Origin of the sequence: Sedimenticola selenatireducens DSM 17993 (assembly GCF_000428045.1) — a bacterium.
In the GTDB taxonomy this organism is placed as follows: domain Bacteria; phylum Pseudomonadota; class Gammaproteobacteria; order Chromatiales; family Chromatiaceae; genus Sedimenticola; species Sedimenticola selenatireducens.
Window position 1 is genome coordinate 156,437 of sequence record NZ_ATZE01000013.1, and the last position, 18,477, is coordinate 174,913.

An 18,477-nucleotide genomic window follows, 5' to 3' on the forward strand; every position below is an offset into this window, starting at 1 on the left:
TAATGAGATAGCATAAATTCCAAATAGTTCAATGCCGACTGTTTTACTGGGTCAATGCGCCTCGTCCCAATTATTGCCGATGCCGATATCCACCAGCAGCGGCACCGCCAGGCTGGCGGCTGATTCCATATAGCCGCGAATCCGCTCACAGACCGGCTGCAGATCGGCCTCGGCCACCTCGAATACCAGCTCATCATGCACCTGCATGATCATCTTCACCGGCGGCCGCTCTGTTTCAATCCAACCATCGACCTCGAGCATCGCGCGCTTGATAATATCCGAGGCGGTGCCCTGCATCGGCGCATTGATGGCCGTCCGTTCCGCGGCTGCCTGGCGCATCTTGTTGCGGGCATTGATCTCCGGCAGGTGCAGCCGGCGACCGAACACCGTCTCCACAAAACCCCTGGCATGGGCCACCTCGCGCATCCGCTCCATGTAGGCGCGCACCCCGGGATAACGGTCAAAATAGAGGTCCACATACTGCTGGGCGGCTCCCCGCTCGATACCCAGCTGCCGCGCCAGACCGAATGCCGACATGCCGTAGATCAGGCCGAAATTGATCGCCTTGGCGGAACGGCGCTGATCCGGCGTGACCTGGTCGGCACCGCCGGTATCGAATACCTCGGCCGCGGTCGCCCGGTGGATATCCACGCCGGCGGCAAACGCCTTCAGCAGGCCGGCATCACCGGAGAGGTGGGCCATGATGCGCAACTCGATCTGCGAGTAGTCGGCCGCCACGATGCGACACCCCTCTTCGGCGATAAAGGCCTGACGAATCCGCCGCCCCTGCTCGCTGCGCACCGGGATATTCTGCAGATTGGGATCCGATGAGCTGAGGCGACCGGTGGCTGCCACCGCCTGATGATAGGAGGTGTGCACCCGACCGGTCTCCGGATTGACCATCTGCGGCAACTTGTCGGTATAGGTGGATTTGAGCTTGGCGCAGCCGCGGTGCTCCAGGATCAGCGCCGGCAGCTCGTAGCCCTGGTCGGCCAGCTCCTGCAACACCGACTCGGCGGTGGAGGGTGCCCCTTTCGGGGTCTTGGCCACCACCGGCAGCTCCAGCTCTTCGAAAAAGATCTGCCCGATCTGCTTGGGTGAACTGAGATTAAAACTGCGCCCGGCCACGGCATAGGCCTGTTGTTCCAGTTCGTGCATTCTGCCGGCCAGCTCGTGACTCTGCTTGCGTAGCAGCGCCCCATCGATGCGCACCCCGCAACGCTCCATGCGCGACAACACCGGGACCAACGGCACTTCCAGCTCCCGCAACAGGCCGGACAGACTGCCCTCCGCCTCCAGGGCCGGCCACAGCGCCTGGTGCAGCCGCAGGGTGATATCGGCATCTTCCGCCGCATAGGGAGTCGCCTGCTCCAGCGGCACCTGATCAAAGCGCAGCTGCTTGCTACCCTTGCCCGCCACATCCTCATATTTAATAGTCTTGAGGCCAAGGTATTTTTGCGCCAGCGAGTCCATATCGTGGCGCGTAGCGGTGGAGTCCAGCACATAGGACTCCAGCATGGTGTCGTAGGCAATGCCCTGCATGCCGATACCGTAGCGGGCCAGCACGCTCATGTCATATTTCAGGTTCTGACCGATCTTGCGGCATTGCGGATCTTCCAGCAGCGGCTTGAGCTGTTCCAACACCCAGTCCCGTTCCAGCTGCTGCGGCACCCCAGGATAACAGTGCGCCACCGGCACATAGGCCGCCTCACCCGGCTGCAGGGCAAACGAGACGCCGACCAGCTCCGCCTGCATATAGTCCAGGCTGGTGGTTTCGGTATCAAAGGCGAACTCGCCCGCCACGCGCAACCGCTCGAGCCAGCCGTTGAACGCCGCCTGATCCAGCAACTGCTGATAATCGGCATCACCCCGGCCATTCGGGGTGTCATCCGCGGGAGCGGCGATATCGGTAGTGGCAGTCGCTTCTCCGGCCTCCTGCTCCAGCGCCTCGAGCAGCCGCCGCGCCTCAATCCGGCCATACCATTCACGCAACGCCGGCAGGTCCGGCGCAGTAGGCCGCAGGTCGTCCGGCCCCAGCGCCAGCTCGATATCCAGTTTGATCGTGGTGAGTTGCCGGGAGAGATCCAGCTGGTCCAGGTGCTCCCGCAGGTACTCCCCCACCTTACCCTTGATCTCCGCAGCATGCTGCTTGATCCCCTCGACCGAGCCATACTCGCTGAGCCACTTGACCGCTGTCTTCGGCCCACACTTGGGAATGCCGGGTATGTTGTCCGAGGAGTCGCCCACCAGCGCCAGGTAGTCGATAATCTGCTCCGGTGTGACGCCGAACTTGTCCATCACACCCTGTCGGTCCATGCGGCTGTCGGTCATGGTGTTGATCAGGGTAACGTGGCCATCCACCAGCTGGGCCAGATCCTTGTCACCCGTTGAGATCAGGGTATGCATGCCGACCTGCGATGCCCGGGTGGCGAGGGTACCGATGACATCATCCGCCTCCACTCCCGGCACCACCAGCAACGGCAACCCCATCGCCTCTACAATCCGGTGCAACGGCTCGATCTGTTCCCTCAGTTCCTCCGGCATGGCTGGACGGTTGGCCTTGTACTGGTCATACATCTGATTGCGGAAACTGCCGCCCGGGGCATCGAATACCACCGCCATGTGGGTCGGCCGGTACTCGCTGATCAGCTTGCGCAGCATATTCACCACCCCCACGATGGCGCCTGTCGCCTCGCCACGGGAGTTGGTCAATGGCGGCAATGCGTGGTAGGCGCGAAACAGGTAGGAGGAGCCATCCACCAGGACAAACGGGGTTTCTGAAGTCATCTTCTCTCTTCTATTCCGAGTCTCAACAATGAAGCCGCAGGATACCCTATCGCGCCCCTGCGCTGATACCCACCGACCGCAAGAGCGGCCATCCAGCCTGCACCACCGGCTACTCCAATACGTATAAAAAATACCGGTTACCGGGACGCGCCCTATACTAGGTTCATACCCGAAGCTCACACCCTGATAGGATCGACTACCGGATAACTCCGTGAGAATAAAAGCTTTTATCCACAACAGCAGTGTGCTAAATAGATACTAATTTAGTGGACAAGGAGTCCGCATGCCATTGACATTCGCCTTCGATGTATATGGAACCCTGATCGATACCGCCGGCATCACCCAGAGCCTGAACCGGCTGGTAGGAGACCAGGCGTCTCTGTTTTCCAGCCGCTGGCGCGACAAGCAGCTGGAGTACTCGTTCCGCCGCGGGCTGATGCGGGACTATGTGGACTTTTCCGTCTGTACCCGACAGGCGCTGAAGTATACCTCGGCACAACTGGAGTTGCCGATCAGCGACGCGGCGGCACAGACATTACTGGACGAGTACCGGCGCTTGCCCGCATTCCCGGATGTCCCGACGGCCCTGGAGCAACTCAAGTCCGCCGGTCACCGCCTCTATGCCTTCTCCAACGGCCTGCCGGATGACCTGGAGGCGCTACTCGACTCCGCCGGCATCCGCCACGCCTTTATCGATATCATCAGCGTCCATGAGATCCGCACCTTCAAGCCGGATCCGGCGGTTTATCGCCATTTCCTGGCCAGAAGCAGTGCCACAGCCGACAACAGCTGCCTGGTCTCCAGCAACCCGTTCGATCTATTGGGCGGGATGGCAGTCTCCATGCGCACGGCATGGATCAGGCGCAGCAGTGCCAATCATTTTGACCCCTGGGACAGGCAACCGGACCTGACCCTCACATCGCTGACTGAACTACAACAGGCTTTCAACGGGTAACAAGGCATCGCCAGGATGGAACGGACCGCCGAGACCATGAACCAGGAAGTGAACAGAAACATCCGCATCCCCCCCTGGCTGATCTACGGCCTGGTCTATTTCCTCGCGGCGCAGATCAGCCTGCTGTTTACTTCACTGGAAGGCAACGTTTCCCCAATCTGGTTTGCCTCGGGCATCGCCCTCGGCGGCATCCTCCTCCACGGTTATGCGGTACTCCCCGGCATCCTGCTGGGCGCGCTGGCCACTGCGCTGCTGAATGATCATAGCTGGATGGTAAGCGGTGGTTTGTCCATCGGCATTCTGTTGGAAGCGATCATCGGTTACTGGCTGATGGTCCAGTTTTCCGCCCCCCGTAAACTGCTCATCAAACCGGTACACTTCGCCCGCTTCCTGCTGTTCTGCGTGGCCATTGCCCCGTTGTTCAGCGCCATTATCGGTAGTCTTATACTGTGGCGTACCGGCACCCTTTCCACCGCCACTCTTCCCAGCTCCATCGGGACCTGGTGGGTGGGCGACTCGGTCGGCATACTGATCCTGACTCCGCTACTGATGACCTGGCGGTCACAGCACGTGGCAGGCACAACACGCCCGGTTGTTGAATGGCTCGCTCTGGCTATCGCCACGTTGCTGGTTTGTGGGCTGTTGTTCGGGGGCTATCTGCCCGAGCATCTGCAGCACTCACCCATCACTTTTATGCTGGCACCGCTGGTGGTCTGGTGTGTCCTGCGATTCGACATTCGCACCACCTCGCTGCTCACCCTGTTTATGGCCGTGTCCGCACTCGCCGGCACCACCCTGGGCTACGGCCCGTTCAGCGGCGGCGAGGACCGCTTCGCAGTGGTGTTTCTACAGATCTACTTCGGCACCATCTGCGCCACGGCACTGATCGGCAAGGTCATTCTGGATGAACGCCAAATCAGCCAGCATGAACTGAAGCTGGCGGCCAAGGTGATTCAGCACTCACCCGATGCCATTGTCGTTACCGACAAGGACGGACGCATAGTCTCAGCCAACCCGGCGTTCATTAACAACACCGGTTATTCCCCGGGCGAGCTGCTGGGCAAGAACATCAGCCTGCTGGATTCCGGTTATCACGACAGCCGCTTCTTTACGGATATGTGGAATCACATCAATCAGCAGGGCGAATGGTCGGGAGAGATCTGGAACAGGAACAAGAGCGGCACCATCCTGCCCGAATGGCTCAACATTATCGCCCTGGAAAACGGTGACAATAAGCCCGGGCACTATCTCGGTATCTATTCCGACGTGGCACGCCAACAACAAGTGATGGACCGCATTCACCGGTTGGCCTATTACGACATACTGACCAAGCTGCCCAACCGTCAACTGTTCAATGACCGGTTGGATCAGGCATTGAAATATGCCGGACGCAACAACCAGTTGCTTGGCCTGCTGTTTATCGATCTTGACCGGTTCAAGAATATCAATGACACCCTGGGACACTCCAGCGGCGACAAGGCCCTGGCCCTGGCCGCCAAGCGCATGCAGGAGTGCGTCCGCCAGACCGACACCCTGGCCCGCCTGGGTGGAGATGAATTCACCGTGATACTGCAGGACGTCAACGAAGATTTTGATACGGTGCTGGTAGCCGAGAAGATCCTGCAGGTTTTCAAATCCCCAATCCAGCTGGACCAGCATGAGCTCTATCTCACCCCCAGTATCGGTATCGCCCTGTTCCCGGATAATGGCTCCACGGTGGATGATCTGATCAAATTCGCCGACACCGCCATGTACCGGGCCAAGGAGCTGGGAGGCAATAACTATCAGCTGTTTGACTCCAACATGAGTGAGCCATTCCACTGGAATCTGGAGGTGGAGACCGCCCTGCGGCGAGCCATCGAAAACAGCGCCCTCAAGCTGCTGTATCAACCCCAGTTCGACCTGCACACCGGCGCTATCGTCGGTCTGGAGGGACTGGCCCGCTGGAATGACCCGGAGCTGGGCATAATCTCACCCGGTACCTTTATCCGGGTGGCGGAAAATACCGGACTGATTCACCAGCTCGGGGAGCAGGTATTGACTATCGCCACCCAACAGGCGATTCAATGGGGCAAGCAGGGGATCACCGGGCTGCGCATCTCGGTCAACGTATCGACCCTGCAGCTGAAGCAGCAGGAGTTTTTTGACCGGGTCAAGGCAATCACCGGGTGTTGTAGGAACTGCGGCAACAGTATCGAGCTGGAGATCACCGAGACCAGTCTGATGGAGAACGCCGAATTCATGGAGGAGGTACTGGTCAGGCTCGCCGATATCGGGCTGGAAGTGGCGGTGGATGACTTCGGTACCGGCTACTCCTCGCTGAGTTATCTGAAACGGCTGCCAATCGACCTGCTGAAAATCGACCAGTCGTTCGTGCGCGATCTGCCAAGCAACAGCAACGACACCGCCATCTGCCGGGCCATTATTGCCATGGCCCACAGTCTCAATCTGCGGGTACTGGCTGAAGGGGTGGAGACCGAGGAACAGATGCAGTTCCTGCGCAAGGAAAACTGTGACGAAATGCAGGGCTTCCTCTACAGCAAGCCGATCTCCGCTGATGAGATATCAGAAATGATCCGCCAGGGTTTCTGGCATACCAGCGTCACCCAGGACGACATTTCGTCGACTCAACCGAAACGTCCCGCCCCCCCGCGAAACAGTACCTGAGGTGACACCAACACCCGGAATCACTCCTCGAAGTAGGTATAACCGTGCAGGCCGGCCTCCAGTTCACTGAACAGGGATTCCGTCTCTTCGTTGCCAAGCCCCGCTGCGGCCATCTTCTCCCGGTACTTCTCCAGCATCACCTCGGGTGAGAAATGGACATAACGCAACAGCTCGTCGACGGAGTCACCCTGCTCCGGCTGGGTCAGCTGATAACCGCCTTTCTCATCCAGCTCCAGATTCACGGCGTCGGTATCACCGAACAGGTTGTGCATATCGCCCAGGATCTCCTGATAGGCCCCGACCAGGAAGATACCCAGCAGATAGGGCTCGCTGGGGATCAGGTGATGCACCGGCAGGGTGCTCTCCACGCCATCCTGGTCGACATAGTTCTCGATACAGCCATCCGAGTCACAGGTCAGGTCGTGCAGGACGGCGCTGCGCTTCGGCTCCTCGTTCAGGCGATGCAGCGGCATCACCGGGAACACCTGGTCGATTGCCCAGACGTCCGGTAGCGACTGAAACAGGGAGAAGTTACAGAACAACCGGTCGGAGAGCTGCTCGCGCAACTGGTCCAGCAGTTCACGGTGACGGCGCGAACTGCTGCTCAGGCGCGGCATCAACTGGCTGCAGATGGTGTTGAATATCCCCTCGGCGAGAGCCCGCTGCTCCAGATCCAGCACACCTCTCTCGAACATGTCGTGCGCCTCTTCCAGCCCATGACGTGCCTCCTGGTAGAGTTCAGAGACCGAGTAGTCATCCAGCCCCACCAGTTCGGCCAGCGAACAGAGCACTTCCGGTGCATCCGCCGGCAAATTGATCTTGTCCAGGGTCTCCGGCGAGGGGTCGCTGTCAATCACGTTCACCATCAGCATGGCGTGATGCGCCGTCATGGCGCGGCCGGACTCGCTGAAGATATTGGGGTGCGGCAGCTCCTGCTCACCACAGATGCGCGCTATAGCCTTCACTACCTCACGCGCATAACTTTCCATACTGTAATTCATAGAGCAGTCGTGTCGTGAGCTGGTCCCCTCATAATCCACGCCCAGGCCGCCGCCCACATCGACCACCTTGATCGAAGCGCCGAGACGGTGCAGTTCACCGAAAAACCGCGCCACCTCGCCCATGCCACGGCGGATATCCCGCAGATTGGGAATCTGTGAACCGATATGGGAGTGCAGCAGCTGCAGCCGGTCCAGCTTGCCCACCGAGTCGAGCCGTTTGACCAGTTTCAGAACCTGCATGGCGGTGAGGCCGAATTTTGATTTCTGGCCACCCGAGTCCTGCCAATAACCAGTGCCGGATGATGAGAGCCGCACCCGCACACCCAACAGCGGCTCCACGCCCAGCTCCTCGGCTGCCGCCAGCACCAGCTCCAGCTCGGAGAGTTTCTCAATAACGATATAGACCCGGTGTCCCAGCTTGAGACCGATCAGGGCGAGGCGGATATACTCGCTGTCCTTGTAGCCGTTACAGACGATCACCCCGCCCAGCGGGGCATGCGCCAGCACTGCCGACAGCTCCGGCTTACTGCCGGCCTCCAGCCCGACACTCCCCTCCTCCTTGGCCAACACCTCTTCCACCACGCTGCGCTGCTGGTTGACCTTGATCGGGTAGATGGCCATGTAGTGTCCGGTGAAATCGAACTCATCCATGGCGCTGGCAAATGCACCGCACAGAGCCGACACCCGTTCGTGCAGAATATCGGTAAAGCGCACCAGTACCGGCCACGACAACCCCGTCTTCTTCACTTCATGGGCCAGTCGGTAGAGATCAATCTCAACATCACCGGAGCGGATCGGCCGGGCCACTACATGCCCCTGCTCGTTGATACCGAAGAATCCGTCCCCCCAGCGGTGGATGCCATAATCTTGGGGAACGATGTGTATCTTGTGTTTCATAGGTAGGCTACGTGGCGGCGAAAAGATGGGCGTATGATAACCGATCAGGACGGATGATATAGAGACATCATATAAGGAAATAGTAAAAAACCTGTCCGCCGGTCAGGATTTGGATGGGCGGAATCAGTCACCTTGGCGACAGTTCCTTTTTACCTCGTCCCGCGCCCTCCGCAGGGAGGCGCGAAACTCCTCGTCCGAAAGATAACGGCGCGACCCGTCCGGCTGCAACTCATACAGTCCGGCCGCGGTCTCGTATTCCCGCACGCGGTCTTTCGCCCTGGCGCAGGCCATCTTGCGCCTGGCCTCTTCCGCAACCCGTTGCTCCCGCGCCTGCCGTTTCTCCTCGCGCTCTTCCCGGTAGGCGTCCAGCATCTTCTGTCGCAACTCCCGCCTCTGCTGGTCACTCATCGGCGCACCGGCCTCATCCGGCACCGGTTGCTGCCTGATCTGCACCTGCTCGGCAGACCGGTCTGGCGGGGGCCGGTCGCCGAACTGGGTACGGCCATCCGCATCGACCCAGCGATACACCGCCGCATGGGCTGAATCCAGCCACACGACGCTCATCAGCAGTAACAGCAGAAAGATAGCTCGCCGGTTCATCCCTGACAGCGCCTCATCGTGCGATCCATTTTCAGCCTGCCGCTTAATCGGGCCCATAGAGCGCGGCCTTCTCATCGGCACCCACCTGCCCCTTGGGCTTCATGCTCTCCAGGTCAGGATGGGCCACCCGGTTACGCCCCTGGGTCTTGGCCACATAGAGCAGGGCGTCCACTTGCTTCACAAAAGAGTCCGCAGACAAATTGCTGCTGCGCTGGTAGACGCTCACGCCCATGCTGGCAGTTACCAGCAGGGGCTTCTCTTCCAGCATCACCGGAGTCTCCTCAATAGCCGTCCGCAGCCGCTCGGCCGCATTGACCGCCCGGGGCAGTGGCGTACCCGGCAGGATCAGGGCAAACTCCTCACCACCATAGCGACACGGAATATCAATCTTGCGCAACAGGGTAACCATCAGTTCCCCCACATGGCGCAGGACCCGATTCCCCGCCTCGTGGCCCCAGGTGTCATTGACCCGCTTGAAGTGATCGAGATCGAGCATGATCAAGGCCGTCGGCTGACCGGTGCGGTGTGTTCGCTCCAGTTCCTGCTCCAGCGCCTGGGAAAAATGGCGATAATTGAACAACCGCGTCATTGGATCGGTCAGCACCAGATCCGCAAGCGTCTCCACTTCTTCACGCAGCGCCATCAGGGAATCAATATGCTCACAGCGGGGCTCGCCAACGGGACATTGCGGTTTTTTATGGTCTTTATCGCGCATGCAAATCATAACAGTGGATCCGTGGAAACACTGATTCTACGGATTAGGCGGCCAAGTTGCAGCATTTAACCACAGGTCCGTCAGAATATGCCCCTTACTTCCCACGACCATGCGGTTGTCCGCGAACCTCCCCAATCACAAAAAAGGGGCGCCACATGGGCGCCCCAAACATCGCATTGAGCTCGTGACTCAGATACCGGAGCCGCGTGACCCGACAAACTCGGGGTAGGCTTCAAGCCCACACTCGCTGAGATCCACACCGTTGTACTCCTCCTCCTCAGAGACCCGAATACCGACAGTCATTTTAAGAACCAGCCAGACCAGGAAGCTGGCCACAAAGGTCCAGCCGAAGATCACCAGCAGACCGGTAATCTGGGCGCCAAAAGAGGCGTCGCTATTGGAGAAAGGAACAGCCAGCAGACCCCACATGCCCACCACCCCGTGGACCGAGATGGCACCGACCGGATCATCGATCTTCAGCTTGTCCAGCGACAGGATGGCAAACACGACCAGCACGCCGCCAACCATACCCACCGCCGTGGCCCAGACAGGACTGGGAGCCAACGGCTCGGCGGTAATCGCCACCAGACCAGCCAGCGCGCCGTTCAGGGTCATGGTCAGATCGGCCTTGCCGAAGATGGCGCGCGCCGTCAGCAGGGCCGCCACCACACCACCGGCCGCCGCGGCATTGGTATTCACGAACACCGCCGCCACCGCATTTGCCTCACCCACGTTGGAGAGCACCAGCTCCGAGCCGCCGTTGAAACCGAACCAGCCCATCCAGAGGATAAAGGTGCCCAGGGTCGCCATCGGCATATTGGCACCGGGGATCGCCCGGATCTGCCCGTCGGGTCCGTACTTGCCCTTGCGCGCACCGAGCAGAAGCACACCCGCCAGCGCGGCGGAGGCACCCGCCAGGTGAACCACGCCCGAACCGGCGAAATCCTGGAAGCCGAGTGCGTCGAGGAAACCACCGCCCCACTTCCAGTAGCCCTGCATCGGGTAGATAAAGCCGGTCATCACCACGGCAAACAGCAGGAAGCTCCAGAGCTTCATACGCTCGGCCACGGCACCGGAGACGATGGACATGGCGGTCGCCACAAACACCACCTGGAAAAAGAAATCGGACATGCCGGAGTAGTAATCCCCGTCATACCAGCCATCCGCACCCTGCTTCAGGACCGCGCCGGCATCGTTATCACCACCAAACATAAACGACAGGTCAAAGGCGGGAATCACCCCGTTACCCCCTTCCGGGTACATGATGCCGTAGCCCATCAGCATGTACATGATGGAGGCGATGGCAAACAGCGCGACGTTTTTGGTCAGGATTTCGGCGGTGTTCTTGGCCCGCACCAAACCCGCCTCCAGCATGGCGAACCCTGCCGCCATCCACATCACCAACGCACCGGATACCAGAAAGTAGAAGGTATCGAGGGCGTAGCGAAGATTGAGTATCTCTTCCATAACATTAACCTCTAAGTTATTAAACGGATCGATTGGCTTCAGAGTGCATCCGGACCGGTTTCACCGGTGCGAATACGCACCACCTGCTCCAGGCTCGAGACGAAAATCTTGCCGTCACCGATCTTGCCGGTTTTGGCCGCCTCGCTGATCGCCTCGATCACCTGATCCAGCTTGTCTGCGGCGATTGCCACATCCACCCGAATCTTGGGCAGAAAATCGACCACATACTCGGCGCCGCGATAGAGTTCTGTGTGACCTTTCTGACGACCGAATCCCTTCACTTCAACGACGGTGATACCGGACACGCCGATTTCGGAAAGCGCTTCGCGTACGTCATCCAGCTTGAAGGGCTTGATGATTGCAGAAACCAGTTTCATTACATGTTCTCCTGCTGCTAATTAAGATGGTTAGCCATTCTGGTGAATGGACCGGAAGCTCCAGTCCGGCTTGCCCTCTTATTTGCAGCTCCCGTGCCAACAGGACTTTTTCATTTATAATCAATTAATTAACCAACACACAGGGACAGGGATATAAAAACCTGTGCACCAACAGGATGCTGCATCAGATATACGCACCAATATGGTGCAGACAAAAACTGCCGGCACGCGCCCGCTTCGCAGTCTGCGGGACTGGACAACCGCGCCCACCCCCGTTATCTTGCGCCCATGATTGATTCCAAGCTTTTAGACGATCTCGCCAAACGGGTGGCCGGCAGCGTCCCGGTCGGTCTGCAACTGCTGCAGGAAGATCTGCAGAAAAACCTGCGGTCAGCGCTGGAGGCGGGGCTCAGCCACCTGGAACTGGTCACCCGGGAAGAGTTCGAGATCCAGCGCGCCGTACTGTTGCGGACCCGGGAGAAGCTGGAAGGATTGGAACGTCGCATTGCCGAACTGGAAGCGGATACCAGGCCATCTGCTGATTGAACGCCCAATAACAACCATCGCCGTTCAGTGACGAGCGGCCCGACACGCACCATGGAAGGTGAACATGTCCCTCGCTACCCTGCACAGCCGCGCCCGCAGCGGCATTAACGCACCTCTGGTAACCATCGAGGTTCACCTGGCCAACGGCCTGCCCGCCCTCTCCATTGTCGGCCTGCCGGAAATGGCGGTTAAAGAGAGCAAGGATCGGGTACGCGGCGCCCTGATCAACTCCGGTTTCGAATTTCCACCGCGCCGCATCACCATCAACCTTGCCCCCGCCGACCTGCCGAAAGAGGGGGGACGGTTTGACCTGGCCATCGCCCTCGGCATCCTGGCCGCCTCGGGACAAATCCCGTCCCAGACCCTCGACCGGTATGAGTTCATTGGCGAACTGGCCCTCTCCGGCACCCTACGCCCGGTCAAGGGTGTCCTGCCGGTGGCCCTGGCGGCCAGGGATGCCGGACGCGGCCTGATCCTGCCGCAGGAGTGCACCGCCGAAGCCGCCCTGGTCAGCAGAATCCCGCTGTTCCCGGCCAACCATCTGCTGAGCGTCTGCGACCACCTGATCAGGGGCGACGCCGTTGAGCCGCTTGAAGCGCCTTGCGCCCCCGCCGAAACAACCCACCACCCTGACCTGGCCGAGGTCAGAGGACAACAGCACGCCAAGCGGGCACTGGAGATCGCCGCCGCCGGCGGTCACAGCCTGCTGATGATAGGTCCGCCCGGTACCGGCAAGTCGATGCTCGCCTCGCGCCTGCCCGGTATCCTGCCCGGCATGAGTGAACAAGAGTCGCTGGAGACGGCCGCCATCCGCTCCATCAGCAGCCAGGGCTTTTCCGCCAGCGACTGGCGACAGCGCCCGTTTCGCACACCCCATCACACCGCCTCCGGCGTCGCCCTGGTGGGCGGTGGCAGTAATCCCAGACCCGGCGAGATCTCGCTGGCGCACAACGGGGTGATGTTTCTGGATGAGTTGCCGGAGTTCGACCGCCGCGTGCTGGAGGTACTGCGAGAACCGCTGGAGACCGGCCAGGTGACCATCTCCCGGGCCGCCCGCCAGGAGCAGTTTCCGGCCCGTTTTCAGCTGATCGCCGCGATGAATCCCTGCCCCTGCGGTTATCTGGGGGACAATAGCGGCCAGCCCTGTCGCTGCAGCAGTGACCAGGTGGCGCGCTATCGGGGTCGCATCTCCGGGCCGCTGCTGGACCGCATCGACATGACCATTGAAGTCCCCCGTCTGCCGGCACACGCCCTGGGTCACGGCGGTCCGTCACCCACCGAGCAGAGCCAAACGGTACGTGCACGGGTGGAGCAGGCCCGCCAGCGGCAGATGGCACGCAACGGTTGCCCCAACAGCCAGCTGGCTGGGCGCCGATTGGATGAGACCTGCCAGCTCACCGATGAATCACGTAATCTGATCATCCGCGCCATGGATCAGCTGGGCCTCTCCGCCCGCGCCTATCACCGTATCCTGCGACTGGCCCGTACCATTGCCGACCTCGCACAAGCCGACGCCATCAAACCGTCTCACCTCAGCGAAGCCATCGGCTACCGGCGCCTGGATCAAAGAAACTGAATGCAGCAGCTACACCGTCAAGCAGTAATAACCCTGCCGAACACAAACACAGGATTCTGACTACACTGATACTTTAAAGACCGGAAAATGTATCGATGTCTGGCGGGAGGTGTCGCATGAAATATCGCAGCTTGCTTATCCTGGGACTGGCCGGCAGCCTGTTCAGCCTGAGCGGATCAGCCGCCAACCCCGACGACTGCGACCACCCCTTCACCCACGGCAGTGAATACAACCCGCAACAGCTACGGCAAGTGGCAAAAAAATGCGATCAGACCGAGATCGCCGACCTGTTCTATAATCGCGCCTACCACACCGAGCTACTGCAGAAGTTTCAGGTACTGAACCGCCTGCAGTCCCACAAACCGAACCACGACCTGACCCACTACCACACCCAGCGCATCTTCATCGCCCTGTCCGAGGCGTTTGCCAAACGTTCCTGGGAGAGGGGAGAGACGCAGGCCATCGGCCAACTCAACCGGCAATACGACCGTTCGATTGAGATTGCCGAATACCAGCTGAAGGGTTATGACGTGCTGGCGGCCCAAACCCGACAGGCACCCGCCACCCCTTGAACCCGGCGAGCACATCCAGGAAGACCGTCAAATTTACCCATATGCGGTAATCGCGACCGATCTTTCAACCACGGCGCTCCCGCTCCGGCGCAGAAAGCGGTAGAATCCGCCGCCATGCTCAGATTCGATAAACTTAGCCTGCGGCGCGGGGTGAAACCGCTCTTCGCCGACGCCAGCTTCATCATCCATCCCGGCCAGCGGGTCGGTATCACCGGCGCCAACGGTACCGGCAAATCAAGCCTGTTCGCCATGATCCGCGACCAGTTACATGCCGATGGGGGCGACTTCTACCGCCCCCGTGACTGGGTGATCGCCCATGTCGCCCAGGAGACCCCGGCCGATCCGCGTCTGGCGATCGACTATGTGCTGGATGGCGACGAAGAGCTGCGCCAGGTCGAACAGCAACTGGCCCAGGCCGAGCAAGCCCACCAGGGCGAGCAGGTGGCGAACCTGCATGCCCGGCTCGATACCATCGGCGGCTATACCGCCCGCTCCCGTGCCGCCCGGCTGATTCACGGACTCGGGTTCCGACCGGGTGAAGAGCACCATCCGGTCAACAGCTTCTCCGGCGGCTGGCGCATGCGCCTCAATCTGGCCCGCGCCCTGATGTGCCGCTCCGACCTGCTGCTGCTGGATGAGCCCACCAATCACCTGGATCTGGACGCGGTCATCTGGCTGGAGGAGTGGCTCAAGGCCTACCCCGGCACCCTGCTGCTGATCTCCCATGACCGGGATTTTCTCGATGCCGTCACCAGCCACATTGCCCATATCGAGCAGGGGCGTATCACCCTTTATACCGGCAACTACTCGGCCTTCGAGCGGATACGGGCGGAACGCCTCGCCAACCAGCAGTCGGCCTTTGAAAAGCAGCAGCGGGAAGTGGCCCACATCCGCAGCTACGTGGAACGCTTCCGCGCCAAGGCGACCAAGGCGCGCCAGGCCCAGAGCCGACTCAAGGCGCTGGAGCGGATGGAGCTGATCGCCCCGGCCCATGTGGACTCACCCTTCCACTTCAGCTTCAAAAAACCGGAAAAGACCCCCAATCCGCTGCTGAAACTGCTGGAGTCCTGCGCCGGTTATGGCGACCGGCAGATCCTCAACCGGGTCACCCTCAACCTTTCGCCAGGCGATCGCATCGGCCTGCTCGGGCCCAACGGCGCCGGCAAGTCGACCCTGATCAAACTGCTGGCCGGCGAACTCCAGCCGAACGGCGGCAAACGGGAGACGGCGCAGGATCTGAAGATCGGTTACTTCGCCCAGCATCAACTGGATCAGCTCAACCCGGACGACAGCGCTCTGGCCCATCTGCTGCGGCTCGATCCCAAGGCAACCGAACAGGCGATGCGCGATTTCATCGGTGGCTTCGGCTTTGCCGGGGAGCGCGCAGAAAGCCCGGTTGCCCCCTTCTCCGGCGGCGAGAAGGCGCGGTTGGTGCTGGCCCTGCTGGTCTACCAACGCCCCAACCTGCTGCTGCTGGACGAGCCGACCAATCACCTGGACCTGGAGATGCGCCACGCCCTGGGGCAGGCGCTGCAGGATTTTGAAGGGGCCATGGTAGTGGTCTCCCATGACCGGCACCTGCTGCGCACCACCACCGATCAGCTGCTGCTGGTCCACGGCGGCAATGTGGACGAGTTCAAGGGCGATCTGGATGAATACCCCCGCTGGCTGGCCGACAACCGCGGCGCCGACCAGCGGCAGGAGAAAAGCAGTGCCGAAATCGAGCACAGCGCCAGCGCCCGCAAGGAGCGAAAACGGACTGAGGCGGAGCGCCGGAAACAGCTGCAACCCCTGCGCAAGGCAGTGGAGAAACAGGAAAAGCTGCTGGAGCAACTGACCGGCAAGCAGCATATCCTGGAAACCGCCCTGGCCGATCCCACCCTCTACGAGGCCAGCCGGAAGGAACAGCTGAAACAGCTCCTGGCGGACAAGAGCCAGCTCACCCAGCAGCTGAACCAGGTCGAAGAGGCGTGGCTGGAGGCGTGTGAAGCACTGGAGTCGGCCGAGGAAGCATTGAACAGCGAACAAGCTTGATCACGACCAAGGCGGAAGATCCGAACAGACAAGACAAAGGGGCTCACTCCATGTCTGCTGTTGGCCACCAGCGACAGGATCGCATACGATGAAGCAACGGGCGCGCTGGAAAGGCGCTTCACAAAGCCACCGGTCAGCCTGGTGACAGGGCGCATCCGATCAGGAGAGTAAAGATGTCCGTTGATGACGTAGTCTGGGTTCTGAAAGAAAACAGCGAGGTGATGGAATCCGCTGTTTTAATTCGCGAAGTAAAGTTATTGCTGAATCTGGGGCACGCCCTGTTTCATCCAGAGCTGAAGATAAAAATTTACAAAAGCACCGCCATTCCGGATACACCGTTCCATTTTGAACTGAGCCATCATGTCTTCACACCTATGCAGACTGCTCCCTTGTCTCCCGCCCGGACATCCTATGGGTCCGAGCGCGAAGCGATCCAGCAGGCGATTGCCGCCACCACCAGTGTTATTAAAGCTGCTCTCGGAGCCGGCCACACACCGAGTCGAAATTGGCTGGTGCGAAACGAGCAGTTCTGAACCGGATCAATCTGACTGGAGGCAATAACCGGCTCGCGGCGCAACCTGGATTGACGACAGCGCCATTCACATCGCGGACTTTCCCGCTCGCGACTCGCTTGCGCAAAATGCCCTTTCAGTGCACATTGACCCACTCTCATCGGCACCCGGTTCAACTTCATGCTCAGTTATCGCCACGCCTTCCACGCCGGCAATTTTGCCGATGTCTTTAAACATCTGGTGCTGGTCAAGAGCCTGGAGTATCTGCTGCAGAAACCGGGGCCACTGCTCTATATCGACACCCACGCCGGCGCGGGCAGCTATCCGCTCAACAACGCCATGAGCCGCAAGACCAATGAGTATGCACAGGGTGCGGGGGCCTTGCAGTTACAGCAACTGCCGGCGGATTTTGCCCCCTATGGCAGACTGGTAGAACGCTACGGCAAACAGGGCATCTACCCCGGATCTCCACTGATTGCTGCCGATTTATTGCGCGACCAGGACAAGTTGCGGCTATTTGAGCTGCACCCCACCGATTACCCCAAACTCGCCCGGTTGTTTGCCAAAGACCGTCGTGTGCGCGCTGAACAGAGTGATGGACATCACGCCCTGAAGTCCCAGTTACCGGCCGCACAAAAGCGGGCCCTGGTGCTGATGGACCCGGCCTATGAGGTAAAGCGTGAGTACCAAACCGTGGTGGACTCGCTGCTGGCTGGATACAAGCGTATGGCCAATGCCACCTACCTACTCTGGTATCCCGTGGTACAACGTGACTGGATCGACCGCTTGGTCAGGCAATTACGCACCAGCAACATGAAGGATATCTGGCAGTTTGAGCTGGGCTTGGAAGCAGACAACCGTGAGCACGGCATGACCGCCAGCGGCATGATCGCCATCAACCCGCCCTGGGTCTTGCCCCGGCAGATGGCTGACCTGTTGCCGGCGCTGCAACGGCAACTGGCCTCCGACCGGGGATTTTATCGCATCGAGCAGATCGGGGCCGGCTGATGCGCCGGGGCGATGTTTAGAGCGAACAGTTTCAGCTTGCCCATACAAAAAAACCTCCCCTGACACGACAGAAGGTATAATCAGCCGACTTTCTGACTATACGGTGACCCCATGAAACTTCTGATACGCAACCTCGCCCGCAGCACCACCGAGGCTGAGCTCCGTGCTCTGTTCGAAGCCTACGGCCAGGTACAGTCCTGCACCCTGGTGCTGGATAAGGAGAGTGGTCAGTCAAAGGGTTTTGGTTTCGTTAATATGCCCAAGCCGGGGGAGGCCAAGGCGGCGATGAAGAGCCTGAATGGGCAAGAGGTGGCTGGCAACCGGATGCGGGTAAAAAAAGCCGAGACACCACCAGCGAAGCCGGGACGTACGGACGCATAGCCAACCCCCGGGCCGCGGACCAGGACATCAAGCAACTCGATAACCAGGAGCAAACGATGGCATTTTGGAACCTGAACTCCCTGGAGCTGGAAGCATTTCGCCCCGGCATCAACAGCCGGGCAGAACTGGGTGAACAGCTGATTATGGCCTATATGGAGATCGCGGCGGGTGAAGAAGACAGCGGCCACCTGCATCCATACGATCAGTGTGGCGTGGTCATGGCCGGTCGCATCGAGATGTTCATCGGCAGTGAACGGAAACTGCTCAGCCCCAGCCAAACCTATTTCATACCCGCGGGCGAACCGCACGGCTGGAAAACCTTCGATGAACCGGCCACCCTGCTGGATATATCATCCAGACAGCCAGGCGCGTGACCGGTTAG

16 protein-coding genes are annotated in these 18,477 nt (G+C 60.1%); 10 read left to right on the forward strand and 6 right to left on the reverse strand.

Going from position 1 to position 18,477, the window contains the following annotated elements; translation table 11 throughout:
- Positions 1-51 precede the first annotated feature (51 nt).
- Entirely contained in the window at positions 52-2,787 is a 2,736-nt protein-coding gene (polA, locus tag A3GO_RS0112460) for a DNA polymerase I (RefSeq protein WP_029133675.1), read from the reverse strand.
- A 283-nt stretch (positions 2,788-3,070) separates the two neighbouring features.
- On the opposite strand from polA, the gene A3GO_RS0112465 reads away from it, so the two are divergent.
- Complete coding sequence (locus tag A3GO_RS0112465; RefSeq protein WP_029133676.1) at positions 3,071-3,742, forward strand: haloacid dehalogenase type II; 672 nt, start codon at positions 3,071-3,073, stop codon at positions 3,740-3,742.
- A gap of 15 nt (positions 3,743-3,757) precedes the next feature.
- Positions 3,758-6,409 carry a bifunctional diguanylate cyclase/phosphodiesterase gene (locus A3GO_RS23735; RefSeq protein WP_051302240.1) on the forward strand — a complete coding sequence of 884 codons (2,652 nt, stop codon included), beginning with the start codon at positions 3,758-3,760 and terminating at the stop codon, positions 6,407-6,409.
- A gap of 20 nt (positions 6,410-6,429) precedes the next feature.
- On the opposite strand, the gene speA is transcribed toward A3GO_RS23735, so the two are convergent.
- The 5 genes from speA to glnK form a co-directional block, all read right to left on the reverse strand.
- Positions 6,430-8,307: a biosynthetic arginine decarboxylase gene (speA, locus tag A3GO_RS0112475; protein WP_029133677.1), complete on the reverse strand. Its 1,878-nt coding sequence runs from the start codon at positions 8,305-8,307 to the stop codon at positions 6,430-6,432.
- Positions 8,308-8,430: 123 nt separating this feature from the next.
- Positions 8,431-8,964 carry a DUF4124 domain-containing protein gene (locus A3GO_RS0112480; RefSeq protein WP_029133678.1) on the reverse strand — a complete coding sequence of 178 codons (534 nt, stop codon included), beginning with the start codon at positions 8,962-8,964 and terminating at the stop codon, positions 8,431-8,433.
- Complete coding sequence (locus A3GO_RS0112485) at positions 8,951-9,622, reverse strand: GGDEF domain-containing protein (protein WP_157606803.1); 672 nt, start codon at positions 9,620-9,622, stop codon at positions 8,951-8,953. The genes A3GO_RS0112480 and A3GO_RS0112485 overlap by 14 nt, the downstream gene beginning before the upstream one ends.
- A 189-nt stretch (positions 9,623-9,811) precedes the next feature.
- Complete coding sequence (locus A3GO_RS0112490; RefSeq protein WP_029133680.1) at positions 9,812-11,089, reverse strand: ammonium transporter; 1,278 nt, start codon at positions 11,087-11,089, stop codon at positions 9,812-9,814.
- 38 nt (positions 11,090-11,127) lie between these two features.
- A complete protein-coding gene (glnK, locus tag A3GO_RS0112495) occupies positions 11,128-11,466 on the reverse strand; it encodes a P-II family nitrogen regulator (RefSeq protein WP_029133681.1) in 339 nt (112 codons plus the stop codon).
- Between the two features lie 288 nt (positions 11,467-11,754).
- Between glnK and ubiK the strand changes: the two genes are divergently transcribed.
- From ubiK to A3GO_RS25370, 8 genes are all read left to right on the forward strand, one after another.
- Positions 11,755-12,012 (forward strand): ubiquinone biosynthesis accessory factor UbiK, encoded by a 258-nt coding sequence (gene ubiK, locus A3GO_RS0112500; protein ID WP_029133682.1) that lies wholly within the window; start codon positions 11,755-11,757, stop codon positions 12,010-12,012.
- 64 nt (positions 12,013-12,076) lie between these two features.
- Complete coding sequence (locus A3GO_RS0112505; protein WP_029133683.1) at positions 12,077-13,588, forward strand: YifB family Mg chelatase-like AAA ATPase; 1,512 nt, start codon at positions 12,077-12,079, stop codon at positions 13,586-13,588.
- A 116-nt stretch (positions 13,589-13,704) separates the two neighbouring features.
- Positions 13,705-14,160: a hypothetical protein gene (locus A3GO_RS0112510; RefSeq protein ID WP_029133684.1), complete on the forward strand. Its 456-nt coding sequence runs from the start codon at positions 13,705-13,707 to the stop codon at positions 14,158-14,160.
- Between the two features lie 114 nt (positions 14,161-14,274).
- Entirely contained in the window at positions 14,275-16,194 is a 1,920-nt protein-coding gene (locus A3GO_RS0112515; RefSeq protein WP_029133685.1) for an ATP-binding cassette domain-containing protein, read from the forward strand.
- A gap of 173 nt (positions 16,195-16,367) precedes the next feature.
- Positions 16,368-16,727, forward strand: coding sequence for a hypothetical protein (locus A3GO_RS0112520; protein WP_029133686.1), 360 nt, complete (start codon positions 16,368-16,370; stop codon positions 16,725-16,727).
- Positions 16,728-16,886: 159 nt separating this feature from the next.
- Positions 16,887-17,714, forward strand: a complete 828-nt coding sequence (locus tag A3GO_RS0112525) for a 23S rRNA (adenine(2030)-N(6))-methyltransferase RlmJ (protein WP_029133687.1) — start codon at positions 16,887-16,889, stop codon at positions 17,712-17,714.
- A gap of 111 nt (positions 17,715-17,825) precedes the next feature.
- Entirely contained in the window at positions 17,826-18,095 is a 270-nt protein-coding gene (locus tag A3GO_RS0112530) for an RNA recognition motif domain-containing protein (protein WP_029133688.1), read from the forward strand.
- Between the two features lie 56 nt (positions 18,096-18,151).
- Positions 18,152-18,469 (forward strand): cupin domain-containing protein, encoded by a 318-nt coding sequence (locus tag A3GO_RS25370; protein WP_051302242.1) that lies wholly within the window; start codon positions 18,152-18,154, stop codon positions 18,467-18,469.
- The last annotated feature ends 8 nt before the right edge of the window (positions 18,470-18,477 follow it).